The organism is Mesorhizobium sp. WSM4806 (genome assembly GCF_055811635.1).
The window spans coordinates 115412-137987 of record NZ_JBVVQZ010000004.1; the positions used below are offsets into that span (position 1 = coordinate 115412).

Here is a 22576-nt window from a genome sequence, read left to right on the forward strand (position 1 = left end):
ACGCCCTCGCAAGTCAGGACTGACCGATGATCCCTCGCTACTCCCGGCCGGAAATGGTGGCCATCTGGTCGCCCGAAACCCGGTTCCGCATCTGGTTCGAGATCGAGGCCTACGCTTGCGACGCACTGGCCGAGCTCGGCGTGATCCCGAAGGAAGCCGCCAAAACCATCTGGGAAAAAGGCGGGGCCGCCAAGTTCGACGTCGAGGCGATCGACGAGATCGAGCGCGTCACCAAGCACGACGTCATCGCCTTCCTCACCCACCTCAGCGAATTCGTCGGTCCGGACGCCCGCTTCATTCATCAGGGCATGACGTCCTCGGACGTTCTCGACACCTGCTTTGCCGTGCAGCTCACCCGCGCCGGCGACATCCTTCTGGCCGACATCGACGGCCTGCTTGCGGCGCTCAAGCGCCGCGCCTTCGAACACAAGGACACCGTCACCATCGGTCGCAGCCACGGCATCCATGCCGAGCCGACCACCTTCGGCGTCAAGCTGGCGCAGGCCTATGCCGAATTCTCGCGCTGCCGCGAGCGGCTGGTGCACGCGCGCGAGGATATTGCGACATGCGCCATATCAGGTGCAGTCGGCACCTTCGCCAATATCGACCCCTATGTCGAAGAGCATGTGGCGAAGAAACTCGGATTGAAGCCGGAGCCGGTGTCGACGCAGGTGATCCCGCGCGACCGCCATGCGATGTTCTTTGCGACGCTCGCTGTCATCGCCTCGTCGATCGAACGGCTGGCGACGGAAATCCGCCATCTGCAGCGCACCGAGGTGCTGGAGGCCGAAGAGTATTTTTCGCCCGGGCAAAAGGGCTCGTCAGCGATGCCGCACAAGCGTAACCCGGTGCTGACCGAAAACCTCACCGGGCTTGCCCGCATGGTGCGTTCGTTCGCGATGCCGGCGATGGAGAACGTGGCGCTCTGGCACGAGCGCGACATTTCGCATTCGTCGGTCGAGCGCATGATCGGCCCGGATGCGACTGTGACACTCGATTTCGCGCTATCGCGGCTGACCAGTGTCATCGACAGATTGCTCGTCTATCCCGACAACATGCTGAAGAACATGAACAAGTTCCGCGGCCTCGTGCATTCGCAGCGTGTGCTGCTGGCGCTGACGCAGGCCGGCGTCAGCCGTGAGGACGCCTACCGGCTGGTGCAGCGAAACGCCATGAAAGTATGGGAGCAAGGCGCTGATTTCCTTGAGGAACTTTTGGCCGACAAGGAGGTCACCGCAGCCTTGCCCGAGGCCGAAATTCGTGAAAAATTCGACCTGGGTTATCATACCAAGCATGTCGACACGATCTTCAAGCGGGTGTTCGGAGAAGCGTGAGGCCACGCGGTTTTGACCGGTCCTGGCTGGCGGTTCCAAGCTGGAACACGACCTCGTCGCCAACCATCAAACTGCGAGATTTGCCGAAGCGCAATCGGCAGGCTCGCCCTTCTCCCCTTGGGGGGGAGAAGGTGGACCGGCGCGCAACGCCGAGACGGATGAGGGGTGTTCCAGCCTAGCGCAGCCTTCACCTGCTCAGCGCGCACCGTCAGGTTCAAATAATCAAGCCTTGCCGGGAACGGTCCTGATCACCGTTCCCCACGGGTCCTCGCGCGTCGCTGCATCAGTCACATTGTCGGACCGCATTTCGACCCAGGCGAGGCCGGACCGGGAAGGATCGCGACGGCCGGCGCCGGCGCTCTGCCACGAATTGGCGCCTATGTGGTGGTGGTAGCCGCCTGACGACAGGAACACCGCCGCGCCACCATATTTCGCCATGGTATCGAAGCCGAATTCCTGGTGCCACCAGGCCTCGGCGTCTTCCGGCCGTCCGACGCGCAGATGGACATGGCCGATGATGCTGTTGTCCGGCATGCCCTGCCAGGCGGCATTGCCGGCGGGCACGTCGGCGACGACCGACGAAATATTCAGCCGTTCGGTCGCCATCGCTATCTTGTCACCATTCCACTTCCAGTCCTCATGGCGGCGGTCGGAATAGATCTCGATGCCGTTGCCTTCGGGATCGGTCAGGTAGAGCGCCTCGCTGACCAGATGGTCGGAAGCGCCGTCGATGCCGATATTGTTGGCGATGGCGTGGTTGATCCAGCGCCCGAGGTCGGCCCGGCTGGGCAGCAGGAAGGCAGTGTGAAACAGGCCGGCGCTGCGCGGATCGTCAGGCTTCGCCGCTGCAACCGCTTCGATGTCGAGCAAGGGACGATTGGCGGCGCCCAGCGTGATCGTGCCACCGGTGCGGCTCAGTTCCTGCAGCCCGATGACATCGCGATAGTAAGCGGCCAAGCTTTCGGCATCTCGCGCCCGCAGCCCGACGCGGGCAACGCTGACCGGGGTCGTGGCGGCAAAAGGCAATTCGCTCATCAAAGTCTCCGTTTGGCCGGCCTTCGACGAGATCCCCAAAACCAGGAGCCCGCGCCACCTACCATCGTACGTCGTGTCAGTTCCAAGTCCTGGGTCTCATGTACACGGCTGTTTCTTTTCCCGATGACAGATCGTCGTTCTTGATCGTTCACACAAGACGTCAAGAAGCGAACATGGTGTTCACAATTATGAGCAATCGCAAAATGATCAGACCCAGTTGCGCATGATCTTGTTCAAAAACCGCTTCACACTTTTTGGGATCATGCGCGGTTGCACGAAACCGTGTCCCTCGCTACATGCGCGCCATGAAAGTCAGGGATGCAGACATTCTCATCGTGCCGGGCTACACCAATTCCGGTCCCGACCATTGGCAGAGCCGCTGGCAATCGAAATTGTCGACGGCGCGGCGCGTCGAGCAGGCGGAATGGTCGAAGCCAGTGCGCGAAGACTGGACGGCGAGCGTGGCGAAGGCGGTCAACGAGGCCGAGCGACCGGTCGTCATCGTCGCGCACTCACTCGGCGTCGCTGCCGTGATCCAGGCAATGCCGCAGTTCCAGCGTCCGGTCGCCGGAGCCTTCTTCGTGGCGCCGCCCGACGTCGCCAACCCAGAGATAAAACCCAGGCACCTGATGACCTTCGGACCTTATCCGCGCGAGCCGCTGGCATTTCCCTCGGTGGTGATCGCCAGCCGCAACGACCCGTTCTGCACCTTCGAGGTGGCCGAGGACATTGCCGGCGCCTGGGGCTCGCTGTTCATCGACGCCGGCGAGTCCGGACATCTCAACGCCGATGCCGGCTTCGGCCCGTGGCCGGAAGGCTCGATGACTTTTGCGAAATTCCTGACCGACCTTTAGTGCATGTCGCCCAAAAGCATGCCCTCGGGCCTGACCCGAGGGTGCGAAGCGGTTTTGGGACGACATGCATAAAACAAAGACTTTAAGCGCGTTACATTCCCTTCAATGCGACGCGCTTTAGGCGCTGATCGAGTCCCTCACGCTCTTCAGCAGGGTTTTTGCCCCCAGCCCGATCAACGCGTGCTCGGAGCCCATCGCCAGCAGCCGATAGCCCATCGACACCACACGGCCGGCGATGGCCGGCTCGATGACGTAGATCGCGGCATGCTTGCCGGCCTTGCGCGTCCGCTCGGCGATCGAGGCGACTGTTTCCATCATGCTTTCGAGCGTCGAGTTGACGGCGGCGCCGTTCGACCAGGCAATCGAAAAATCCGATGGCCCGAGGAAGATGCCGTCGATACCCGGCGTGTCGAGGATGCCGTCGAGTGCATCGAGCGCGGCGCGCGTTTCGACCATGGCGAAGGCCATGGTGCGCGCGTTGCTGTCGCGCAGCCAGTCGGCATAGTCGCCCTTGCCATGACGCGGAAAGGCATAAGTCGGGCCCCAGGAGCGCTCGCCGAGCGGCGGATACTTCATGGCGGCAGCGAACAGCCTGGCATCCGCCACCGAATTCACCATCGGCGCAATCACCGCCTCGGCGCCGAAATCGAGCGCGCGGCTGGCCATGTCGAAGCGGCCAACCGGAATGCGCACCAGCGCCGGTTTGTTGGCGGCCAGCACCGGCCCAAGGCCGCGCAGCACGCTGTCCTCATGATGTCCGCCATGCTGCATGTCGAGCGTGACGGCATCGAACCCCTGTCTGGCAAGAATCTCGACCGTCAGGGCATCAGGCACGCCAGACCATGCGGTGCACAAGGTTTCATCGGCCGCAAGGCGTGACTTGAGGGACATGGGCGCCTTCCTTATTCGACCTCGCATCGGCCCAAAATCGGCAAGCCCGATGCGAGGAGTCAAAGTTGAGCGTACCTCGTACTTTCCGAATGGATGCACGTCGCTCTAATGCAGTTCAGCCGGAAACAGCTGCAAAGGCAAAGAAAAACCGCCCGGAGGGGCGAGGCGGTCGATTGGTCCAGCGTGTCGATTGGCTCAGAGCAAGGGTCAGGTGTTCTTGATCTGCTCGATTGCCTGCGCCATCAGATCGTCCATGGTGCGGCGAATCTGATGATCCGACTGGGCGACTCCAGCTTCGTCGAAATCCTTGCGGATCTTGCGGAAAACGTCGTGGTCGCCGGCTTCCTCGATATCGGCGAGGACGACCTGGCTGGCATAGGCTTCGGCGTCGGCACCGGCCTTGCCGAGCTTTTCGGCGGCCCACAGGCCGAGCGCTTTGTTGCGGCGGGCCGCAGCCTTGAACCGGAGTTCCTCGTCGATTACGAACTTGCGCTCGAAGCCCTCCTCGCGATCTTTCATGCTGCTCATGGCATCCCTCCGGTCAAATCCGATTTGGTTGGCAGTCGAAATATGTGTCTTGCCCAGCACAAACCAAAAGGCCGCGGGCCGGTCAATATGCTACATCACTTGCTGCGCTGCGGCATTTCATTCCGGAAAGCGGTGATTGAAAGGATTTGCCGATTGAGCAAACACTGCGATTGGGATAGACACCGGCATTGAACCCCTACCGTTGCCGCACTAATTTAGGCATACGGACAGGAACTGGTCGCTTGCCGCCTGCCCGGAAATCCAGAGAAAAGATCAGATGAAAAATCGCCGCCGCATTTATGAAGGCAAGGCCAAGATCCTCTATGAGGGCCCTGAGCCGGGAACACTGATCCAGTTCTTCAAGGACGACGCGACCGCTTTCAACAAGAAGAAGCACGAAATCGTCGATGGCAAGGGCGTGCTCAACAACCGCATTTCCGAGCACATCTTCAACCATCTCAACCGGATGGGCATTCCGACCCATTTCATCCGCCGGCTCAACATGCGCGAGCAGCTGATCAAGGAAGTCGAGATCATCCCGCTCGAGGTGGTCGTGCGCAATGTCGCCGCCGGCTCGCTGGCCAAGCGTCTCGGCATCGAGGAAGGCACCGTGCTGCCGCGCTCGATCATCGAATTCTATTATAAGGCCGATGCGCTCGACGACCCAATGGTGTCTGAAGAGCACATCACTGCTTTCGGCTGGGCAAGCCCGCAGGAGATCGACGACGTCATGGCGCTGGCCATCCGCGTCAACGACTTCCTCTCCGGCTTGTTCATGGGAGTCGGCATCCAGCTTGTCGACTTCAAGATCGAATGCGGCCGGCTGTTCGAAGGCGACATGATGCGCATCGTCGTTGCCGATGAGATCTCGCCGGACTCGTGCCGTCTGTGGGACGTGGCGACCCAGGACAAGCTCGACAAGGATCGTTTCCGCCGCGACATGGGCGGTCTGGTCGAAGCCTATCAGGAAGTCGCCCGCCGCCTCGGCATCATGAACGAGAACGAGCCGCCGCGTCCCGCCGGGCCGGTGCTCGTCGCCTCGACCGATGGCCTCAAAGGCAAGCCGCACTGAGATTTCTTGCCGCTCAACGTCGAACAGGAGCATGTCCAGCGTGATCAAGGCCCGCATTACCGTCACTCTCAAGAACGGCGTGCTCGACCCGCAAGGCAAGGCGATCGAACACGCATTGTCCGGGATGGGCTTTGACGGCGTCGGCCAGGTGCGGCAGGGCAAGGTTTTCGACGTCGAGCTTGCCGAGAGCGACAAGGCCAAGGCCGAGGCCGATCTCAAAGCCATGTGCGACAAGCTTCTGGCGAATACGGTGATTGAGAACTATAGTGTGGCCATTACCTGAGGTTGTGCCGGAGGGTATATGACTGAAGCCACGAACGAGTTGATGTACGAGCTCCTGAAGCGTGTGCACCACGAAGTTGCTGAACTTCGACCAGATGTATCCGAAGTGAAGCGGGAGTTGAACGCAATTCGGGGTCACATGGTCGCAACGCAAAGCGACATCCATAACATCTACGGCATTCTTGGCCGTCAAGACGATCGTCTCGAACGTATAGAGCGCCGTCTCGAATTGCGTGGACTTGCCGAAGCCCAGGGGCCTTACGAACCGAAATGAAATCAGCCGTCGTTCTTCTGCCGGGCCTCAACCGTGACCGCGACATGATCGCGGCGCTGACCAAGATTTCGGGAACGCCGCCGGTCACGGTCTGGCAAACCGATACCGAAATCCCCGACGTCGACCTGATCGCCATTCCCGGTGGCTTCTCCTTCGGCGATTATCTGCGCTGCGGCGCCATTGCGGCGCGCATGCCGGTGATGCGGGCGGTCGCCGAAAAGGCGGCCAAGGGCGTGATGGTCATTGGCGTCTGCAACGGCTTCCAGATCCTGGTCGAGGCCGGCCTTTTGCCAGGCGCCTTGATGCGCAACACGTCGCTGAAATTCGTCTGCCGACAGGTCAAGCTGCAGATCGCCAACGCCAACACAATGTTCACCCGCCGCTACCAGCCGGGCCAGATCATCCGCTCGCCGGTGGCGCATCATGACGGCAATTACTTTGCCGACGCCGAGACGCTGCGCAGGCTCGAAGGCGAAGGCCAGGTCGTGTTCCGCTATGCCGAAGGCACCAATCCCAACGGCTCGATCAACGACATTGCCGGCATCATAAACGGCCAGGGCAATGTGCTCGGCCTGATGCCGCATCCCGAGAACCTGATCGAAGCGGCGCATGGCGGCAGCGACGGCCGGGCGCTGTTCGAAAGTGCGCTTGGCATCGCCGCTTAATATCTTCAGCGTTCATCTTTTTTCCGAATTCGAAATAGGCGCCGCATGAGCCCGAGACAGACGATCGCCCGCCTCGCTCTTGTCGCCGCCGCCTGCCTTGTGCTCGCCTCCTGCCAGTCGAAGCCGAAGAACGCGCCGGCGCCTTCGGGCAAGAGTGCGGCGCTGCTTGCCATGGAACAGGTGGCGATCGCCGCCCACAAATGCTGGATCGCCAGCAAGGATCCCGCTTTCAAGCCCTATCAGATGGCCAACGAGCTGAATTCGTTCACCGGCACGCCGCGCTTCCTGCTGGTTCCGGTCAAGCATTATGGCGGAAAGCCGTTGCTGGTCGTGCAGGCACAGGGCAATTCACGCCGGGTTGACGTGTACGGTCCGCTGATGGCCGAACCGCTCGGCGCACGCATCGGCTCGGACATTGCCCGCTGGCAGGCTGGCAATCAGGCCTGCGGTGCGGCTGCATAGGGCTGCGCGCCGCTTCGCGCAGGTCGCCGGTCTAGGCATCGGCCTGGCCGCCCTTGTCCTGCAAATCTGCACCACCGTTCAGGCGTCGATGGCAGCCGGCCGCAGTTTTGTCGGCTCGCTGGTCTTCTATTTCAGCGCGTATTCTCAGGCCCAGAACGGCCTCAGACCCTCACGATGGGCGTCGGCACGCGAGATGCCGATATCCCTAAGCTGATCGTCGGTCATTTCCAGCAAGACCAGCCGACTGCGCCGGCGATCCAGCAAGCGGCCGATCCGGTTTGCAAGTGAGCTGACCCTTCGCACCAAGCGACGGACATAGCCTTGACGGCCTGACGGGCGGGCTCCGGGCAATCCAGCTCTCATGTAACGGATTGTATCGATTGCAGTCATTTTCTTGCTACCAAAATTCGAGATTGTACCTATTTGTTGCTCGGTCACCATATGTATTGACTCTCAAAACGGTGCAATATAGAAAATTGTCACCATGACAAATTGGCTTCCCGACCTTTCCGCCGGCTCCGGGCCGCTCTATCAGCGGCTTGCAGATTCCATCGAAACGGACATCGACCGTGGCGTGATCGCCGCCGGGGCAAAATTGCCGCCGCAGCGCGATCTGGCATACGACATCGGCACGACCGTCGGCACGGTCGGCAGGGCCTACCAATTGTTGCGCGAGCGGGGCCTAGTGAGCGGCGAAGTCGGACGCGGAACCTATGTGCTTGGCCGGCATGACACCAAGACCGATCTGCTGGCGCCCGACCCGCAGGTGGAAGGCACGCGCTATATCGATGCGCCTCGCGGCAAACTGCGCTTCGACAGCACGACTGCGCCTGATACCGGCCAGGGCGCCATTGTCGCCGATGTGCTTTCGCGCACGGCGCAGGAGCATCCGTACGAGATTTCAAGCTATACGCGGGATTTTCCCAACCGCTGGGTCGAGGCCGGCTGCAGCTGGCTGTCGCGAAATTCGTTTCGCCCAAGCCCCGATGGCATCGTTCCGACGCTCGGCACCCATGCCGCGGTTATGGCGGCGATTGCCGCGCTGACCACGCCCGGCGACTATATCGTCTTCGAGCACCTCACCTATTCGCAGATTTCTCGCAGCGCCGGCCTGATCGGCCGCCGCACCGCGCTGGTGACGTCGGACGCGGAAGGGCTCGATCCAGAGGATTTCGAGCGCGTCTGCGCGCAAAAACACCCGAAAATGATGTTCCTGATGCCGACGGCACAGAACCCCACACTGGTGACACTGTCGGCAACGCGCCGCGAGGCCATCGCGCGCGTCGCGCGCGAATACAATGTCATCCTGATCGAGGACGATCTCTATGGCGATCTGACCGACGACCCGACGCCGCTCCTGGCCGAATATGCCCCCGAACGGACCATCGTTGCCGGCGGCCTGTCGAAATCGGTTGCGGCCGGCGTTCGCGGCGGCTGGCTCGCCTGTCCGCCGGCCTATCGCCACCGGATCCGGGTCGCTCACAAGATGCTGACGGGTGGCCTCCCCTTCCTGCTGGCGGAAGTGTGTAGCCGACTGGTTCTGTCCGGCCAGGCCAGCGAGATGCGCAAGCGCAGCATCGTCGAGATCAACGCGCGCGTGGCGATCGTGCGCGAGACACTAGCCGGGTTCGACTTCAACGCACTAGACAATGTGCCCTTCGTCTGGCTCACCCTGCCCGATCCATGGCTTTCCGGCACCTTCAAGAACGCCTGTCTCGAACATGGCGTGCTCATCGACGACGAGGACGAGTTCAAGGCCGGGCGTTCCGAGCAGGTTTTTCACGGCGTGCGGTTTGGCGTTTCACAGCCGGAGCGACGAGAGGACATCGCCGGCGGCATCGGCGTGATCCGGCGGCTGCTGGACGAGGGCCGCGCCGGCTACGACAGTTTCTCCTGAACCGGCTTGAAACCGGCGGGCGGAGTGGCGATCTTTCGCTACTTGCTGCACCCTTTCCATCGTTTTTCGTCGCTTGATGGGTGTATCGGCTGCAAAGCTTGCGATAAGACGGGACTCGATCCCAAGGACATAAATTGCCGCCCATGACCATTTCTAATTCCGTGCCGATCACTCCGGAACTCATTGCCGCGCACGGGCTGAAGCCCGACGAATATCAGCGCATCCTCGACCTGGTCGGGCGCGAGCCGAGCTTTACCGAGCTCGGCATCTTTTCGGCGATGTGGAACGAGCACTGCTCGTATAAATCCTCGAAAAAGTGGCTGCGCACGCTGCCCACCACCGGGCCGCAGGTCATCCAGGGCCCGGGCGAGAATGCCGGCGTGGTCGATATCGGCGACGGCGACTGCGTGGTCTTCAAGATGGAGAGCCATAACCACCCCTCCTTCATCGAGCCCTATCAGGGCGCGGCGACCGGCGTCGGCGGCATCCTGCGCGATGTCTTCACCATGGGCGCGCGGCCGATCGCGGCAATGAACGCACTGCGCTTCGGCGCGCCGGACCACCCCAAGACCAGGCACCTCATCGCCGGCGTCGTTGCCGGCGTCGGCGGCTACGGCAATTCCTTCGGCGTGCCGACGGTCGGCGGCGAGGTCAATTTCGACGCGCGCTACAATGGCAACATCCTGGTCAACGCGTTTGCGGCGGGGCTGGCCAAGACCGATGCGATCTTCCTGTCGGAAGCCAAGGGAGTCGGCCTGCCGGTCGTCTATCTCGGCGCCAAGACCGGCCGCGACGGTGTCGGCGGCGCCACCATGGCCTCGGCCGAATTCGACGACAAGATCGACGAGAAGCGGCCCACCGTCCAGGTCGGCGACCCGTTCACCGAAAAATGCCTGCTCGAAGCCTGCCTCGAACTGATGGCGTCCGGCGCCGTCATCGCCATCCAGGACATGGGTGCTGCCGGCCTCACCTGCTCGGCGGTCGAGATGGGCGCCAAGGGCGACCTCGGCATCGAGCTCGACCTCGACAATGTGCCGGTGCGCGAGGAGCGCATGAGCGCCTATGAGATGATGCTGTCGGAGAGCCAGGAGCGCATGCTGATGGTGCTGCGCCCCGAAAAGGAAAAGCAAGCCGAGGCGATCTTCCACAAATGGGGCCTCGACTTCGCCATCGTCGGCAAGACAACCGACGATCTGCGCTTTCGCGTGCTGCACCAGGGCGACGAAGTCGCCAATCTGCCGATCAAGGACCTTGGCGACCAGGCGCCGGAATATGACCGTCCCTGGACCGAGCCGAAGAAGCCGGCGCCGCTGGCGGCCGGCGATGCACCGCAAGCGGATGTCGCTGAGGCGCTGCTGAAACTGCTTGGCGGGCCCGACCTGTCCTCGCGTCGCTGGGTATGGGAACAATACGACACGCTGATCCAGGGCAATTCGCTGCAGCTTCCGGGTGGCGATGCCGGCGTGGTGCGCGTCGAGGGCCATCCGACCAAGGCGCTCGCCTTCTCCTCCGACGTGACGCCGCGCTATTGCGAGGCCGACCCTTACGAGGGCGGCAAGCAGGCGGTGGCCGAATGCTGGCGCAATCTTACCGCCACCGGCGCCCTGCCGCTCGCGGCCACCGACAACCTCAATTTCGGCAACCCGGAACGACCCGAGATCATGGGCCAGTTGGTCGGCGCCGTGAAAGGCATCGGCGACGCCTGTCGCGCGCTCGGCTTTCCGATCGTCTCCGGCAATGTCTCGCTCTACAACGAAACCAACAGGCAAGGCATCTTGCCGACGCCGACCATCGGCGGCGTCGGACTGATCGCCGACTGGTCCCAGATGGCGCGGATCGGCTTTGCCGCCGAGGGCCAGATGATCCTGCTGGTCGGCGCGCCGGCGATGTGGGGAACGCATCTCGCCCAGTCGGCCTATATGCGCGACATCCATGGCCGCACCGACGGCCCGCCGCCGCCGGTCGATCTCGACCATGAAAAGCGCGTCGGCGACCATGTGCGCGCCCTGATCGCCTCCGGCGTCGTCACATCAGCGCATGACGTTTCCGATGGCGGCATTGCCGTCGCGCTGGCCGAGATGGCGATGGCGTCCGGCATCGGCGCGACCGTCCCCGGCCTGGTCGGGACCGATCCGATCCCGGTCTGGTTCGGCGAGGATCAGGGCCGCTACCTCTTGACACTGTCGATCGATCCGCAAAGCAAGGAATGGGACGCCATTCGCGAACAGCAGAGCAAGCTCGGCATCTTCGCGCCGTGGATCGGCTCGACCGGCGGCAGCGACCTGAAACTCGGCGAGGCGCGGGCGATTCCTGTCGGCGAATTGACCGCTGCCCACGAATCCTGGTTTCCTCGCTTCATGGCAAATGAGGTCGTGGACCCCTGATTTGATCGAGCGGGGTCGTTGCGGTGTGGTTCATCCGCCGTTTCGATCATATCTATGAGATCTGAACAAGGAATCCTCACATGGCAATGGACGCGCACGACATCGAACGGTTGATCAAGGAAGGCATTCCGGATGCCAAGGTGACGATTCGCGACCTGGCCGGCGACGGCGACCATTATGCGGCCGAAGTCGTGGCCGAGAGCTTTCGCGGCAAAAGCCGCGTCCAGCAGCACCAGATGGTTTACGACGCGCTGAAGGGCAATATGGGCGGCGTGCTGCACGCGCTCGCACTGCAGACCAGCGTGCCGGAATAGGCTTTTTTAGGGCTTGCTGGCTTGGGAAGATAGCCGTCCGATGCTCTTGGCCCAGGCCATCCTTTGCGCCATTTGCGTGACGAGGCGGCAAACGTCTTGTTTCAGGCAACCTATGGGTTTATTTGAAAGGGTATGTTTCGAGCCCGGCTCCCGCGGGCATGAAAGGATTTTCTATGAGCGGTATCAACGACTACATCGACAGCGAAGTGAAGGCCAACGACGTCGTTCTCTTCATGAAGGGCACGCCCGGTTTTCCGCAATGCGGATTTTCCGGTCAGGTCGTGCAGATCCTCGACTACATCGGGGCCGACTACAAGGGCGTCGACGTGCTGACCTCGGCCGAGCTGCGGCAAGGTATCAAGGAATACTCCAACTGGCCGACAATCCCTCAGCTCTACGTCAAAGGTGAGTTCGTCGGCGGTTGCGACATCGTCCGCGAGATGTTCCAGGCTGGCGAACTGCAGACGTTCCTCGTCGAAAAGGGCGTCAGCGTCAAAGGCGCCGCCTGACGAACATTTAGGGCACTTCGCCAAGCTGATTATCTCCCCGGTATCGGGGCACAAGACGAATGAATGCGCCGGTGCGCCGGCGCTTTTTCGTTTGAAGATCGGACTTTGCCGTGGATCAGCATGCAGAAGCGCAGCAACAGGCAAGCACCTTGCCTATTCCGCGCTGGGAATTCATCGCGCTGTGCGCGGCGTTGATGGCGCTCAACTCGCTGGCCATCGACATCATGCTGCCGGCGCTGCAGCAGATCGGCGCCTCGCTGGGCGTGGAAAATGAAAACCATCGCCAATATGTGATTGCCGCCTATATTCTCGGCTTTGGCGGCGGACAGCTCTTCTTCGGGCCGATCTCGGACCGCTTCGGACGCCGCGCTCCGCTCGTCGTCGGACTGGTTATCTACGTCGCCGCGGCGAGTGCGGCGGCAATCGCCCCGACATTTGCCACGCTTATTCTATGCCGGGTGGTGCAAGGCATCGGCGCGGCGGCCACACGCGTCATCGCCGTCTCGATCGTGCGCGACACCTTCGACGGTCGGCGCATGGCCGAAGTCATGTCGCTGATCTTCATGGTCTTCATGGCCATTCCGGTGGTGGCGCCAGGCATCGGCCAGGTCATCATGCTGTTTGCCTCCTGGCACTGGATCTTCATCACCATGGCGGCCGGGGCGCTGATCGTGTCGGCGTGGGCGCTGCTGCGGCTGCCCGAAACGCTGCATCCCGAATATCGCCGGCCGCTGACGGCATCATCCGTCCTTGGCGGTTTCCGCATCGTGCTGACCAATCGCATCGCGCTATGCTATGCCTTCGCCAGCACTTTTGCCTTCGGTGCGATGTTCGGCTTCATCAACTCGGCGCAGCAGATCTATGTCGACGTCTTCGGCGTCGGCGAGATGTTCCCGGTGATTTTCGCAGGGATCGCCGGCGTGCTCTCCTTTTCGAGCTATCTGAATTCGCGCCTTGTCGGCCGCATCGGCATGCGCCGCCTGTCGCAAAGCGCGCTGCTCTTGTTTCTGGCCATCAGCCTCGCCTGGCTGGTCGTTTCCATCCAGATGAAGATGCCGCTCTGGCTTTTCATCACCTTCTTTGCCTGCACGATGGTCCCGTTCGGCGCACTCGGCGCGAATTTCAACGCGCTCGCCATGGAGCCGCTCGGCCAGTTGGCCGGGACAGCGTCGTCCATTCTGGGCTTCATGCAGACCTTCCTCGGCGGCGTGCTCGGCACGCTGATCGGCCAAGCCTTCAACGGCACGGTGACGCCCTTGGCCGCCGGATTCTGCAGCGTTTCGCTTGGCGCATTGGTGATGGTGCTGATCGCCGAGCGCGGCAAATTCTTCCAGCCGCAGAACCCGCCGGTTTAAGGCCGAACGCGTTTCAGGATTCATCCCCGCTCGCTGCGGTGAAGCGAGGGAACAGCAAACGCCCTGCGATCGCCCCACCCATCCTGTCCGAAACCGGCAGTGGCAGAGCCTTGTCGAGGGCCTCGAGGACGGAAGCGACGAAAGCCCGGTTGAGGCTGCCATCACCCCCCAGACGGGAGTAGGTGGCGCGAGGCTTGCCGATAAGTGTGCCGTTTCGGCGAATTGAGAACTGCAGCGTCAGGGTCATGCCCGCGGTTCCGGGCGGCGGCTCCCAACAGGCGACGATCGCGGAGAACATCTCGTTTATGGTGTCGACGGGTTCGGGACTGCGACAGCCGCGCTCCTGCGATGTTGCCGCGTTAGGACCGGCAACCAGGGCAAGGGTAAGGGCGACAATTGCGGACCGAGGTTTCATCTCGGGTCTCCGGTTTCGCGCGATAAATGTAATCGAATTTATCGACGAAAGCTTCCATCGAGTATCAGCGCTGCGGATGGATCCTTTCAGACGTCGGCGTCGATAACGGCGAGCGCCGCATCGATGCCTTTGCCGACCGCAAGCTTTTCGCCCAATGCATTCATCGCGCCGCCAAGTGCCGTCAGCGCCGCGATCGCATAGATCGGCTGGGCGGTCGGGCCCATATGGCCGATACGCGTCAGCTTGCCCAATGTTTCGCCGCGGCCAGACGAGAACACCACGCCGTAGCGGGCGCGTGCGGCCTGGCGAAGCGCCTCCTCGTCGATGCCTTCGGGTGTCCTGACAGCGGTCGTGGTCGGCGATGCGATGATGTCGCTGGCCGCCCAGATCGACAGACCCATGGCGGCGACCCCGGCGCGCATGGCCTTGGCGGTGAGCGCGTGGCGCGCCCACACCGCCGCCGGTCCCTCGTTGAGGTAGAGGTCGAGCGCAACGTCGAGCCCGTTCATCTGCGCGACGGACGGCGTGAACGGAAACGGCTTGTCCTTCGACCACGTATGCTCCCAGTCGACGATGCTGAGCATCGATCCGCGTGGCGCTGCCTCGTTGGCCTTCATCTTCGCCCAGGCCCGCTCGCTGACGCCCATCATCGTCAGACCAGGAGGCGCGCCAAGGCATTTGTTCGGGCCGGTGACATAAACATCGGCCTTGCAGTCCTCCGGATGCGTTTTCATGCCGCCGAAGGACGAAACGGCATCGACGATCAGATAGGCGCCATGCGCCGAAACCAGCGCGCCGATGGCGTCGATCGGGTTGATGGTGCCCGACGGGGTGTCGTGATGGCAGACGGAAACGATGCTGATTTCCGGATGCGCTGCCAGCATTGCCGCAACCGCCTGCGGGTCGATCGCCTCGTTATAGGGCACCTCGATTTCGAGCAGATGCGGCGAATAGCGCTTCGCCCAATAGCCAAACGCCTTGCCGTAGACTCCCGAGGCAAGGTTGAGCACGACGTCGTCGGGCGTGATCAGGGAGGCTGCCGCCGCCTCCAGGCCAAGCACCGGCTCGCCATGCAGGATGACCGGCTTGTTCGACAGCCGCATCGCCTTCTGCGCCTTGTCGACCACACGCTCGTAAAAGAGCTGGAACGCCGGGTCGTGATCGTAGAGCACGGTGCGGCCGAGGCCGCGCAGCACGTCGGGATAGGCGTTCACCGGCCCGGCAGTAAGCGTGATGACCGGTTCGGCGTGTTCGAGATAGCGCATGGTCTTGTCTCCGCATCGGCGGCGATCGGCCGTAGAAATGCATGTAAGTCTTGAAGTTCTCCATGTCGTGCGAATGCATCAGCTCGGCGCCACAATCCTCGGCTGGCTTCATCCGGCCGATGCCAAACGGCCTATTCCGCCCACAGTTCCCGGCGCAGTTCGCGCCAGCTTGCTTCGTCCGGTGCGACAAGAAGGCCACCGCCGACATGCGACGGCCGATAGGTGCTGCCGTCGAAACGCGCGGCGTAACCACCGGCCTCGGCATGGATCAGCACACCGGCCAGATGATCCCACGGCATCAGCTTGTTGTAGACGATGAAGTGGGCGTGGCCGCTCGCCAGCAGGCGGTATTCGTGAGCCGCGCAGCGATAGCCGAATTGCGACAAGGATTTCGTCTGGTTGCGCGCCAGCCGTGACCGTTCCGGCTCGGGCATATATTGCCAGGAAACCGCGCCGGTCATTTGCGAGAGCGGCGCAGGCTCGGCGACATGCACCTTCTCCAAAGTGCCATGCGCATGCCGTATGTGGCTGCCAGCACCGCTGGCGCCGATCAGCCAGTCCTTGCCGATGGGATCGTGAATGATGCCGGCGACGGTCTCGCCCTTCACCACGACGCCGAGCATGACGCCGAACAGCGGCACGCCGGAGGCGAAATTGAAAGTGCCGTCGACCGGATCGATGACGAAGGCGAGATCGGCTTCGCCGAGGCCCTGGAGCAGCGCCGGGTCGTCGGAGCAGGCTTCCTCGCCGACGATCATCGCCTGCGGGTAGCGCTCACGCAGCCTGACGGTGATGAGCCGCTCGGCACTCACATCGGCCTCCGTCACCAGATCGGCTGCCGAGGTCTTCTGGCGGATGTCGCCCTCATCCAGCCGGCGAAAGCGCGGCATGATCTCGGCAATGGCAGCGTCGGACAGAAGCGTGGCGAGCCAGTCGATCGCGGTATCGTCAAATGTCATCGGGAACGTCTTGCCTTGCGGTCAGGGTTTCGTTGAGTCCGGCGAAATCGAACAGCTTTCTGTCGAGCAGATGCGAGGGCCGCACATTGGTCATGGCGTGGATCATCGTGTCCTTGCGGCCGGGCATGCGCTTTTCCAGGTCGTCGAGCATCGCCTTCATCGCATTGCGCTGCAAGCCGTCCTGGCTGCCGCACAGATCGCACGGAATGATCGGGAACTTCATGGCGCCGGCGAATTTTTCGAGATCGGCCTCGGCGCAATAGGCGAGCGGCCGCAGCACCATGACGTCGCCGTCGTCGTTGAGCAGTTTTGGCGGCATGGCGGCGAGGCGTCCGCCATGCAACAGGTTCATGAAAAAGGTTTCGAGAATGTCTTCGCGGTGGTGGCCGAGCACCAAAGCCGAGCAGCCCTCCTCGCGCGCGATGCGGTAGAGATGGCCGCGCCTGAGCCGCGAGCACAGCGAACAATAGGTGCTGCCCTGGGGAAGCTTGTCGGTCACCACCGAATAGGTGTCCTGATATTCGATGCGGTGCGCAATGGCGTATGTGTTGAGATAATCGGGCAGAATGTGCTTTGGAAAGTTCGGCTGGCCCTGGTCGAGATTGCAGGCCAGCAGGTCGACCGGCAGCAGCCCGCGCCATTTGAGGTCGAGCAGCAACGCAAGCAGGCCGTAGGAATCCTTGCCGCCGGACAAGGCGACCAGCCAGCGATCGCCGGGCCTGACCATCGAAAAATCGTCGATCGCCTGACGGGCGAGACGCAGCAGCCGCTTGCGCAGCTTGTTGAATTCGACGGAGGACGGCACATCGGCAAACAGCGGATGAAAGCCGCCTGCGGCGTCAGTGATCGGTTCGATTGTTTCTGGCAGCATGTTCATGGCGCGGCGGCCCAAAAATCCTTGTTGCTGCCCGGAGTAGCGCATCGGCCCGAAAATCGAAATCGATTTTCGGAGCCCCAAAGAAAAGGCCGCCTCGAGGGCGGCCTTCGATGATGTCGCAGATGAAAAAAATCAATCAGCGCGAATAGAATTCGACGACCAGGTTCGGTTCCATCTGCACGGCGAAGGGAACATCCGACAGCCCGGGGATGCGCCCGAAGGACGCCGTCATCTTGTTATGGTCGACCTCGATGTAATCAGGCACGTCGCGCTCAGCCAGGCCTACCGATTCCAGGACGATCACCAGCTGCTTCGACTTTTCGCGCACTTCGATGACATCGCCCGGCTTGCAGCGGTACGAGCCGATGTTGACGCGCTTGCCGTTGACATTGATGTGGCCGTGATTGACGAACTGGCGAGCGGCAAAAATGGTCGGCACGAACTTGGCGCGGTAGACGACCGCGTCGAGACGAGACTCGAGCAGGCCGATCAGATTCTCCGAGGTGTCGCCCTTGCGGCGGTTCGCCTCTTCATAGACCTTGCGGAACTGCTTTTCCGACACGTCGCCGTAGTGACCCTTCAGCTTCTGCTTGGCACGCAGCTGCAGGCCGAAATCGGAAAGCTTGCCCTTGCGGCGCTGGCCGTGCTGGCCAGGACCGTATTCGCGCTTGTTGACCGGGGACTTCGGGCGGCCCCAGATGTTTTCGCCGAGACGGCGGTCGATCTTGTATTTCGCGGATTCGCGCTTGCTCATCGCATTCCCTTTCAAAAAGACACACCCGGCACCTCATGGTCCGGGTGAAGGAAACGCGCCCTCCTCTGGCCCCCGTTTTCGAGACCTGACAGGGTTCTCCCACGCAACGCGGCGGAAAACCCACGGGACACGTCATTGCACATAAAGAAACCACCGGACGTTGCGGCCCGACGTTGGGGGCTGATTAGACGGAGATTTGACTGGTGTCAAGGTCGCGGTAGGCGTCGATGATGGCAGCCGATACGCCGCGGTATCCCCGCGCGCTGTGTGCGGGACCGCGGCTATCAATCATGGGACCTGTCCTGCAGGTGGGACAAGCGGCTAGTGTTTCGATTTCTTCTCGGGCAGGCCCTTGCGCTTGGTCTCGGCGAACTCCTCGAGCTGCTTTTCGCTCATCGATTTGTACATTCCCTTCGAAGCGCCCTTGAGCTCGCTCTTCTTGGTCTCGCCACGCTTGGCGGACAATGCCGCGCCGGCGGCTTTCTGCTGGGATTTTGAAGTGGCTGGCATGATCGTTTCTCCCGTCTTGCGATGAGAGAAAAACGCAGCGGTCGTGGTGATGTTCCCAGATATCAGGAAATCGCCAGCCCAAACCCCTGAATCAGGCAGCGAGTCGGGAAATCGGCCCGCTTCGAGGTGAAGACAGCAAGGTCGGCGCCTTCCGGCAACGCCTCGCCGCGGTGGCTGGCCTCGGCGCCCGCGAGCAGCGAGAGCGCCCGTCGCGCGATCGCCTCGGCGGGATCGAGCCAATCGACCGGCCAGGGTGCCGTCTTGCGCATGCGATTGGCCAGAAAGGGATAGTGGGTGCAGGCAAGCACGACGATGTCGGTCCGCAGTTCGTCATGTTCGACGAAGCACGGCGCGATCTCGGCACGCACCGCCTCTTCATCGACAAAGCCATCGCGCATATAGACTTCGGCCAGTCCTGCCAGATTGTCGCTGCCAACCAGGCGGACATGGCATTTCTGCGCCCATTTGCCGATCAGGTCGCGGGTATACTGGCGCTTGACTGTGCCGGGCGTCGCCAGCACCGAAACCAACCCGGAGCGCGTGCGTTCCGCTGCCGGCTTGATCGCCGGCACCGTGCCGACGAAAGGATGACCGGGAAATCTTTCGCGCAACGCATCGATGACCAGAGTCGAGGCGGTGTTGCAGGCGATGACCGAAATGGCCGGCGAAAAACGATCAAGCAGCTTGCCGAACAGCTCCAGCACATGTGCCCTCAGTGCCGCTTCCTCCCAAGCCCCGTAAGGGAAAGCCGCGTCGTCGGCGACATAGACGAAGCGGCGGTCGGGCATCAGCACCCGCGCTTCGCGCAGCACCGTCAGGCCGCCGATGCCGGAATCGAACATCAGGATCGGGCGGGCGCTTGAAGGATCGGTCATTGTCATCGTCTACAGGAGAAGGCGGAGAAGGCTGCGGGTCCGCGGCGGGAAGATGGTCACAAATCCCTATTCATCATTTTAGGCCTGATCCATCATTTTTGGGATGATGGACCACAGCAAATAACATTCGGTTACGGCTAGAGCCTGTCTCTCAGGCCTGGTCCTTGTCTGTCGCCTTGGCGGCGCGGGCCGCTGCCGGAAGCCGCCTGGGATCATCGCCCGGCGATCCGTCGCCGCGCGGCATGGCCGGCGAAAACCTGTCCAGCGATGATATTATGCCGCGCAGCACCTTGAGCTCCGGCTCGGCGAAGCCGGCGCGCGTCAGCACCGCGCGCAGGTTGTCGACCATTTTCGGCTTCTTCGCCGCCGGGCGGAAATAGCCGCGCGCTTCGAGCGCGCCTTCCAGATATGCGAACAGGCCGTGCAACTGTTCCTTGGTCGCCGGCATCATGTCGGGACTGGAAAAGTTGGTTTTGGTCTCGTCTTCCAGGCCCGACTTCATCCACTCATAGGACATCAGCAAGGCGGCCTGGGCGATGTTGAGCGAGGAGAAGGCGGGATCGACCGGGAAGGTGACGATCTCGTCGGCGAGGCCGACCTCGTCATTGTAGAGCCCGAACCGCTCGCGGCCGAACAGGATGCCGGTGCGCTGTCCGGATCGCTGCCGCGCTCTCAGCGCCCTGCCCGCCTCGACCGGTCCGCGCACCGGTTTGAAATTATCGCGCGCGCGCGCCGTGGTGGCGAAGACGAAATTGAGGTCGGCGACCGCCGAGGCCAGATCGTCATATACTACTGCGGCATCGATGACGTGATCGGCGCGGCTCGCGGCAGCGCGCGCCTTTTCGCTCGGCCAGCCGTCGCGCGGATTGACGAGGCGCAGCTCGGACAAACCGAAATTCGCCATGGCGCGCGCGACCATGCCGATATTCTCGCCGAGCTGCGGCTCGACCAGGATGATCGCCGGGCCGGTGGCAGGAAGGATGTCGTTGCTGGCTTGCATTGTCTCAATGAACTGCTGTTTGCGGCATTTCAGCGTCCCCTGCCATATCCGGCCGCGAAAATGAAGCTTTGGCAAGGAGCGGCCGATGCCAGGGGCGAGCCCGCTGGCGCGGATCGCCGTTTGCGCGGCCAAAAATGCTTTGATATACGGGCCGCATCCCCGGCCAAAGCCATGCGGGCAAGGCCGTTCCGATCCCCAACAATGAGGCATTCTTTCCATGGCGAAGATCAAGGTGGCGAACCCGGTCGTCGAACTCGACGGCGACGAGATGACCCGCATCATCTGGCAGTTCATCAAGGACAAGCTGATCCACCCCTATCTCGACCTCAAGCTTGAATATTACGACCTCAGCGTTGAGCACCGCGACGCCACCAACGACCAGGTGACCATCGATTCGGCCAATGCCATCAAGAAGCATGGCGTCGGCGTGAAATGCGCGACGATCACCCCCGACGAGCAGCGTGTCGAGGAATTCGGGCTGAAGAAGATGTGGAAGTCGCCGAACGGCACCATCCGCAACATCCTCGGCGGCACCATCTTTCGCGAGCCGATCATCATGAAGAACGTGCCGCGGCTGGTGCCCGGCTGGACCAAGCCGATCATCGTCGGCCGTCATGCCTTCGGCGACCAGTACCGCGCCACCGACTTCCGCTTCCCCGGTAAGGGCAAGCTGACGATCAAGTTCGTCGGCGAGGACGGCAAGGTGATCGAGCATGACGTGTTCGAGGCGCCGGCCGCCGGCGTCGCCATGGCCATGTACAATCTCGACGACTCGATCCGCGAATTCGCCCGCGCCTCGCTCAATTACGGCCTGCTGCGCAACTACCCGGTCTACCTCTCGACCAAGAACACCATCCTCAAGGCCTATGACGGCCGCTTCAAGGACATTTTCCAGGAAGTCTACGAGGCAGAGTTCGAAGCCGAGTTCAAAGCCAAGAAGCTCTGGTACGAGCACCGGCTGATCGATGACATGGTTGCCTCCAGCCTGAAATGGTCGGGCGGCTATATCTGGGCCTGCAAGAACTATGATGGCGACGTTCAGTCGGACACCGTGGCGCAAGGTTTTGGGTCGCTCGGCCTGATGACCTCGGTGCTGATGACGCCGGACGGCAAGACGGTGGAGGCAGAGGCGGCGCACGGCACCGTTACCCGTCATTATCGGCAGCACCAGAAGGGCGAGGAAACCTCGACCAATTCGATCGCCTCGATTTTCGCCTGGACGCGCGGCCTGGCGCACCGCGCCAAACTCGACGACAATGCCGAGCTGATGCGTTTTGCCGAGACGCTGGAAAAAGTCTGCATCCAGACCGTCGAAGCCGGCTTCATGACCAAGGATCTGTCGCTGCTGATCGGTCCCGACCAGCCATGGCTTTCGACCACCGGCTTCCTCGACAAGATCGACGAGAATCTGCAGAAGGCGATGGCCTGACCAGCGCTGTGAGCAGGCCCGTCGTCTACGGGGCGGACTACAGCGTCTATGTGCGCATCGTCCGCCTCGCACTCGAGGAAAAAGGCATCGGCTACGAACTCGTGCCGGTCGACATCTTTGCGGCGGACGGCATTCCGGGCTGGTATCTCGACCATCAGCCGTTCGGCCGCATCCCGGCCTTCGAGCATGACGGGTTCCGCCTCTTCGAGACCAGCGCGATCGCCCGCTATGTCGACGAAGCCTTCGAAGGCCTCACGTTGCAACCGGCCGAAGCCCGATCTCGCGCACGTATGAACCAGATCATCGGCATGCTCGACGCCTATGCCTATCGGGCCATGGTCTGGGATGTCGCCGTCGAGCGACTGGAGAAAACAACGCCCGACGAGGCTTTGATCGCCAATGGGCTTCTGCAGGCGAGAACGACACTTAAGGCGCTCTCATCGCTGAAAGCCGAGGGGCCGTGGCTGTTGGGAGCGCAACTGACGCTGGCCGACCTGCATGCAGCACCCATTATCGGCTATTTCGTCAAGGTCACTGAGGGGCAAAACCTGCTGGCCGAGTTCGCCGATATCCAGGCCTGGTGGGGTCACATCACCGGACGGGAGAGTTTTGCGAAGACCGAAAAGGCCGGGTGAC

26 protein-coding genes are annotated in these 22576 nt (G+C 62.2%); 14 read left to right on the forward strand and 12 right to left on the reverse strand.

Features of this window, described 5'->3' with window-relative positions; all coding sequences use genetic code 11:
* The first annotated feature begins 26 nt into the window (after nucleotides 1-26).
* Nucleotides 27-1334 (forward strand): adenylosuccinate lyase, encoded by a 1308-nt coding sequence (purB, locus tag AC0L2M_RS08180; protein ID WP_287171909.1) that lies wholly within the window; start codon nucleotides 27-29, stop codon nucleotides 1332-1334.
* Between the two features lie 222 nt (nucleotides 1335-1556).
* Here the strand turns inward: purB and AC0L2M_RS08185 are convergent, their stop codons facing one another.
* The gene (locus tag AC0L2M_RS08185; RefSeq protein WP_473534542.1) at nucleotides 1557-2369 is read right to left on the reverse strand and encodes a VOC family protein; all 813 of its coding nucleotides are present in this window, start codon (nucleotides 2367-2369) and stop codon (nucleotides 1557-1559) included.
* Nucleotides 2370-2674: 305 nt separating this feature from the next.
* Here AC0L2M_RS08185 and AC0L2M_RS08190 point away from each other — a divergent pair, with 305 nt between their 5' ends.
* Nucleotides 2675-3223 carry an RBBP9/YdeN family alpha/beta hydrolase gene (locus tag AC0L2M_RS08190; protein ID WP_473534657.1) on the forward strand — a complete coding sequence of 183 codons (549 nt, stop codon included), beginning with the start codon at nucleotides 2675-2677 and terminating at the stop codon, nucleotides 3221-3223.
* 117 nt (nucleotides 3224-3340) lie between these two features.
* Here AC0L2M_RS08190 and AC0L2M_RS08195 read toward each other — a convergent pair whose 3' ends face one another.
* On the reverse strand, nucleotides 3341-4114 hold the full coding sequence (locus tag AC0L2M_RS08195) for an HpcH/HpaI aldolase family protein (protein ID WP_023798243.1): 774 nt from the start codon (nucleotides 4112-4114) through the stop codon (nucleotides 3341-3343).
* Nucleotides 4115-4321: 207 nt separating this feature from the next.
* A complete protein-coding gene (locus AC0L2M_RS08200; protein ID WP_027154189.1) occupies nucleotides 4322-4642 on the reverse strand; it encodes a DUF1476 domain-containing protein in 321 nt (106 codons plus the stop codon).
* Nucleotides 4643-4919: 277 nt separating this feature from the next.
* On the opposite strand from AC0L2M_RS08200, the gene purC reads away from it, so the two are divergent.
* From purC to AC0L2M_RS08225, 5 genes are read left to right on the forward strand one after another with little or no spacing between them, the layout of a single operon-like run.
* The gene (purC, locus tag AC0L2M_RS08205; RefSeq protein ID WP_023798245.1) at nucleotides 4920-5714 is read left to right on the forward strand and encodes a phosphoribosylaminoimidazolesuccinocarboxamide synthase; all 795 of its coding nucleotides are present in this window, start codon (nucleotides 4920-4922) and stop codon (nucleotides 5712-5714) included.
* A 40-nt stretch (nucleotides 5715-5754) separates the two neighbouring features.
* Nucleotides 5755-5997, forward strand: a complete 243-nt coding sequence (gene purS / locus AC0L2M_RS08210) for a phosphoribosylformylglycinamidine synthase subunit PurS (protein WP_023798246.1) — start codon at nucleotides 5755-5757, stop codon at nucleotides 5995-5997.
* Nucleotides 5998-6015: 18 nt separating this feature from the next.
* The gene (locus AC0L2M_RS08215) at nucleotides 6016-6270 is read left to right on the forward strand and encodes a hypothetical protein (RefSeq protein ID WP_023798247.1); all 255 of its coding nucleotides are present in this window, start codon (nucleotides 6016-6018) and stop codon (nucleotides 6268-6270) included.
* Nucleotides 6267-6935: a phosphoribosylformylglycinamidine synthase subunit PurQ gene (gene purQ / locus AC0L2M_RS08220; RefSeq protein ID WP_023798248.1), complete on the forward strand. Its 669-nt coding sequence runs from the start codon at nucleotides 6267-6269 to the stop codon at nucleotides 6933-6935. Before AC0L2M_RS08215 ends, purQ begins: the two co-directional genes overlap by 4 nt.
* Before the next feature lie 45 nt (nucleotides 6936-6980).
* Complete coding sequence (locus AC0L2M_RS08225; RefSeq protein WP_128246630.1) at nucleotides 6981-7397, forward strand: hypothetical protein; 417 nt, start codon at nucleotides 6981-6983, stop codon at nucleotides 7395-7397.
* A 144-nt stretch (nucleotides 7398-7541) separates the two neighbouring features.
* Here AC0L2M_RS08225 and AC0L2M_RS08230 read toward each other — a convergent pair whose 3' ends face one another.
* A complete protein-coding gene (locus tag AC0L2M_RS08230; protein ID WP_473534543.1) occupies nucleotides 7542-7838 on the reverse strand; it encodes a DUF1127 domain-containing protein in 297 nt (98 codons plus the stop codon).
* Between the two features lie 43 nt (nucleotides 7839-7881).
* Here AC0L2M_RS08230 and AC0L2M_RS08235 point away from each other — a divergent pair, with 43 nt between their 5' ends.
* The 5 genes from AC0L2M_RS08235 to AC0L2M_RS08255 all read left to right on the forward strand — a co-directional run bounded on the left by AC0L2M_RS08235 (nucleotide 7882) and on the right by AC0L2M_RS08255 (nucleotide 13856).
* Nucleotides 7882-9294 (forward strand): aminotransferase-like domain-containing protein, encoded by a 1413-nt coding sequence (locus tag AC0L2M_RS08235; RefSeq protein WP_473534544.1) that lies wholly within the window; start codon nucleotides 7882-7884, stop codon nucleotides 9292-9294.
* A gap of 143 nt (nucleotides 9295-9437) precedes the next feature.
* Entirely contained in the window at nucleotides 9438-11678 is a 2241-nt protein-coding gene (purL, locus tag AC0L2M_RS08240; protein ID WP_473534545.1) for a phosphoribosylformylglycinamidine synthase subunit PurL, read from the forward strand.
* 80 nt (nucleotides 11679-11758) lie between these two features.
* Nucleotides 11759-11992 carry a BolA/IbaG family iron-sulfur metabolism protein gene (locus tag AC0L2M_RS08245; protein ID WP_023798252.1) on the forward strand — a complete coding sequence of 78 codons (234 nt, stop codon included), beginning with the start codon at nucleotides 11759-11761 and terminating at the stop codon, nucleotides 11990-11992.
* 173 nt (nucleotides 11993-12165) lie between these two features.
* Entirely contained in the window at nucleotides 12166-12501 is a 336-nt protein-coding gene (gene grxD, locus AC0L2M_RS08250) for a Grx4 family monothiol glutaredoxin (protein ID WP_023798253.1), read from the forward strand.
* Between the two features lie 110 nt (nucleotides 12502-12611).
* Nucleotides 12612-13856, forward strand: coding sequence for a multidrug effflux MFS transporter (locus AC0L2M_RS08255; protein WP_287237517.1), 1245 nt, complete (start codon nucleotides 12612-12614; stop codon nucleotides 13854-13856).
* A 13-nt stretch (nucleotides 13857-13869) separates the two neighbouring features.
* Here AC0L2M_RS08255 and AC0L2M_RS08260 read toward each other — a convergent pair whose 3' ends face one another.
* From AC0L2M_RS08260 to AC0L2M_RS08295, 8 genes are all read right to left on the reverse strand, one after another.
* Nucleotides 13870-14271, reverse strand: coding sequence for a hypothetical protein (locus AC0L2M_RS08260; RefSeq protein WP_473534546.1), 402 nt, complete (start codon nucleotides 14269-14271; stop codon nucleotides 13870-13872).
* An 86-nt stretch (nucleotides 14272-14357) separates the two neighbouring features.
* Entirely contained in the window at nucleotides 14358-15536 is a 1179-nt protein-coding gene (gene ppaT / locus AC0L2M_RS08265; protein WP_287228925.1) for a pyridoxamine--pyruvate transaminase, read from the reverse strand.
* A gap of 131 nt (nucleotides 15537-15667) precedes the next feature.
* Nucleotides 15668-16495 (reverse strand): inositol monophosphatase family protein, encoded by an 828-nt coding sequence (locus AC0L2M_RS08270; protein ID WP_128173170.1) that lies wholly within the window; start codon nucleotides 16493-16495, stop codon nucleotides 15668-15670.
* Nucleotides 16485-17372, reverse strand: coding sequence for a tRNA 2-thiocytidine(32) synthetase TtcA (gene ttcA, locus AC0L2M_RS08275; protein ID WP_473534547.1), 888 nt, complete (start codon nucleotides 17370-17372; stop codon nucleotides 16485-16487). Before ttcA ends, AC0L2M_RS08270 begins: the two co-directional genes overlap by 11 nt.
* 136 nt (nucleotides 17373-17508) lie before the next feature.
* Entirely contained in the window at nucleotides 17509-18126 is a 618-nt protein-coding gene (gene rpsD, locus AC0L2M_RS08280; RefSeq protein WP_023798277.1) for a 30S ribosomal protein S4, read from the reverse strand.
* Nucleotides 18127-18447: 321 nt separating this feature from the next.
* Nucleotides 18448-18636: a DUF3008 family protein gene (locus tag AC0L2M_RS08285; protein ID WP_473534548.1), complete on the reverse strand. Its 189-nt coding sequence runs from the start codon at nucleotides 18634-18636 to the stop codon at nucleotides 18448-18450.
* Between the two features lie 62 nt (nucleotides 18637-18698).
* Nucleotides 18699-19511, reverse strand: coding sequence for a glutamate racemase (murI, locus tag AC0L2M_RS08290; protein WP_473534549.1), 813 nt, complete (start codon nucleotides 19509-19511; stop codon nucleotides 18699-18701).
* 151 nt (nucleotides 19512-19662) lie between these two features.
* The gene (locus AC0L2M_RS08295; RefSeq protein WP_473534550.1) at nucleotides 19663-20511 is read right to left on the reverse strand and encodes an RNA methyltransferase; all 849 of its coding nucleotides are present in this window, start codon (nucleotides 20509-20511) and stop codon (nucleotides 19663-19665) included.
* Between the two features lie 217 nt (nucleotides 20512-20728).
* On the opposite strand from AC0L2M_RS08295, the gene AC0L2M_RS08300 reads away from it, so the two are divergent.
* Both AC0L2M_RS08300 and AC0L2M_RS08305 read left to right on the forward strand, forming a co-directional pair.
* Nucleotides 20729-21940, forward strand: a complete 1212-nt coding sequence (locus AC0L2M_RS08300) for an NADP-dependent isocitrate dehydrogenase (protein WP_287317578.1) — start codon at nucleotides 20729-20731, stop codon at nucleotides 21938-21940.
* An 8-nt stretch (nucleotides 21941-21948) separates the two neighbouring features.
* Nucleotides 21949-22575: a glutathione S-transferase family protein gene (locus AC0L2M_RS08305; protein ID WP_473534551.1), complete on the forward strand. Its 627-nt coding sequence runs from the start codon at nucleotides 21949-21951 to the stop codon at nucleotides 22573-22575.
* Nucleotide 22576: the final 1 nt, after the last annotated feature.

What these genes read in the sequence shown, in the direction of transcription:
- AC0L2M_RS08285 (WP_473534548.1), bottom strand. Translation starts at nt 18,636, where the DNA reads ATGCCAGCCACTTCAAAATCCCAGCAGAAAGCCGCCGGCGCGGCATTG.
- grxD (WP_023798253.1), top strand. Translation starts at nt 12,166, where the DNA reads ATGAGCGGTATCAACGACTACATCGACAGCGAAGTGAAGGCCAACGAC.
- purC (WP_023798245.1), top strand. Translation starts at nt 4,920, where the DNA reads ATGAAAAATCGCCGCCGCATTTATGAAGGCAAGGCCAAGATCCTCTAT.
- AC0L2M_RS08185 (WP_473534542.1), bottom strand. Translation starts at nt 2,369, where the DNA reads ATGAGCGAATTGCCTTTTGCCGCCACGACCCCGGTCAGCGTTGCCCGC.
- murI (WP_473534549.1), bottom strand. Translation starts at nt 19,511, where the DNA reads ATGACCGATCCTTCAAGCGCCCGCCCGATCCTGATGTTCGATTCCGGC.
- AC0L2M_RS08270 (WP_128173170.1), bottom strand. Translation starts at nt 16,495, where the DNA reads ATGACATTTGACGATACCGCGATCGACTGGCTCGCCACGCTTCTGTCC.
- purQ (WP_023798248.1), top strand. Translation starts at nt 6,267, where the DNA reads ATGAAATCAGCCGTCGTTCTTCTGCCGGGCCTCAACCGTGACCGCGAC.
- AC0L2M_RS08245 (WP_023798252.1), top strand. Translation starts at nt 11,759, where the DNA reads ATGGCAATGGACGCGCACGACATCGAACGGTTGATCAAGGAAGGCATT.
- AC0L2M_RS08235 (WP_473534544.1), top strand. Translation starts at nt 7,882, where the DNA reads ATGACAAATTGGCTTCCCGACCTTTCCGCCGGCTCCGGGCCGCTCTAT.
- AC0L2M_RS08230 (WP_473534543.1), bottom strand. Translation starts at nt 7,838, where the DNA reads ATGGTGACCGAGCAACAAATAGGTACAATCTCGAATTTTGGTAGCAAG.
- AC0L2M_RS08215 (WP_023798247.1), top strand. Translation starts at nt 6,016, where the DNA reads ATGACTGAAGCCACGAACGAGTTGATGTACGAGCTCCTGAAGCGTGTG.
- ppaT (WP_287228925.1), bottom strand. Translation starts at nt 15,536, where the DNA reads ATGCGCTATCTCGAACACGCCGAACCGGTCATCACGCTTACTGCCGGG.
- AC0L2M_RS08225 (WP_128246630.1), top strand. Translation starts at nt 6,981, where the DNA reads ATGAGCCCGAGACAGACGATCGCCCGCCTCGCTCTTGTCGCCGCCGCC.
- AC0L2M_RS08195 (WP_023798243.1), bottom strand. Translation starts at nt 4,114, where the DNA reads ATGTCCCTCAAGTCACGCCTTGCGGCCGATGAAACCTTGTGCACCGCA.
- AC0L2M_RS08260 (WP_473534546.1), bottom strand. Translation starts at nt 14,271, where the DNA reads ATGAAACCTCGGTCCGCAATTGTCGCCCTTACCCTTGCCCTGGTTGCC.
- AC0L2M_RS08295 (WP_473534550.1), bottom strand. Translation starts at nt 20,511, where the DNA reads ATGCAAGCCAGCAACGACATCCTTCCTGCCACCGGCCCGGCGATCATC.
- purL (WP_473534545.1), top strand. Translation starts at nt 9,438, where the DNA reads ATGACCATTTCTAATTCCGTGCCGATCACTCCGGAACTCATTGCCGCG.
- AC0L2M_RS08200 (WP_027154189.1), bottom strand. Translation starts at nt 4,642, where the DNA reads ATGAGCAGCATGAAAGATCGCGAGGAGGGCTTCGAGCGCAAGTTCGTA.
- AC0L2M_RS08190 (WP_473534657.1), top strand. Translation starts at nt 2,675, where the DNA reads ATGAAAGTCAGGGATGCAGACATTCTCATCGTGCCGGGCTACACCAAT.
- rpsD (WP_023798277.1), bottom strand. Translation starts at nt 18,126, where the DNA reads ATGAGCAAGCGCGAATCCGCGAAATACAAGATCGACCGCCGTCTCGGC.
- ttcA (WP_473534547.1), bottom strand. Translation starts at nt 17,372, where the DNA reads ATGAACATGCTGCCAGAAACAATCGAACCGATCACTGACGCCGCAGGC.
- AC0L2M_RS08300 (WP_287317578.1), top strand. Translation starts at nt 20,729, where the DNA reads ATGGCGAAGATCAAGGTGGCGAACCCGGTCGTCGAACTCGACGGCGAC.
- purB (WP_287171909.1), top strand. Translation starts at nt 27, where the DNA reads ATGATCCCTCGCTACTCCCGGCCGGAAATGGTGGCCATCTGGTCGCCC.